The sequence below is a fragment of the Helicobacter sp. MIT 05-5294 genome (assembly GCF_000765675.1).
GTDB lineage: Bacteria > Campylobacterota > Campylobacteria > Campylobacterales > Helicobacteraceae > Helicobacter_D.
Map to the genome: position 1 here is coordinate 1 of NZ_JRPA02000067.1, position 952 is coordinate 952.

Consider the following 952-nt stretch of genomic DNA (forward strand, 5'->3'; position numbering starts at 1 on the left):
GGATTCCACACACTTACAGCAAGAAAAAGATTCCATAATCCCTTTAAGAATCCAATACCAAAAAAGAATCTTAATTGTTATAGAGAGGTTTAAACAAACGAGCGAATCTACAATGGGGAGAATCTATATAAGCATTGATGGAAAAATAGCAGATATACAAAACAAAACCTCCACCGCCGTAAATATAAAAATGACTGATTTATCCATTCATATAAAAAACTTACCAATTGATAAAGCCTTTGGAGTAATTTTGGATAGACCCGGACCTGATAGTATAGGAGGAGAACTTAAGCTTAGAATCCCTAGTGGGAGGTATGGGGTAAAATGGGGTCTTAGTTCTACTTTTAATATAAATACATTCAATCTAAGCAATGATTTCGTGCATAAAGATAGAAAAGTGCTCGTGCATTATGGTAATTCTCCTAAAGATTCCGCAGGTTGTATGCTTCTTTCTCATTCTTTTGTTAAAAAAGGCAAACAAGACTTAGAGTTATTACAATCTAAAAGTAAAGATGTAGTGGATTCTCTTGTGGAACTGCTTGAGACTAAAATACCAGAATATTTAAAGGTAAAAGCAAGAGGAAAGGACTTTATTGACGCTTTTGTTGAAATCCATGTTTTCAATCAATTTGAGGAGAGTTAATCTATGAGAAGAAATAGTTTAATGGTATCATTTTTTCTATCTTTAGAATCTTTAAAAACAAATGAATACTATCCTTATGGCTCTAAACTAACTCAAGACTACGATATAAGAGCAAAAATAGCATCTGAAGACCCCAATGCGCTTTTAGAAGATGTATTAAATGTCCCAAAAGAAGAAATAGAAGCAAATCGCAAAGTTGGCACAATCTTAAAACTCAAAGGCAACCTTAGAATCTCTTGGGCTTTTGATATAAATTATAATAAAAACATTGATTTAATCTTTTTTCCTGAAGAGAATCCCTATCTTAAT

At 32.4% G+C, this 952-nt stretch carries 2 protein-coding genes; both read left to right on the forward strand.

What is annotated here, in order from left to right; translation table 11 throughout:
* Positions 1 to 643, forward strand: a 643-nt coding sequence (locus LS69_RS10670) for a DUF5675 family protein (protein ID WP_202978674.1), incomplete at its 5' end; no start/stop codon positions are given.
* Positions 644 to 646: 3 nt separating this feature from the next.
* Positions 647 to 952, forward strand: a 306-nt coding sequence (locus LS69_RS10055; RefSeq protein WP_138124712.1) for a hypothetical protein, incomplete at its 3' end; no start/stop codon positions are given.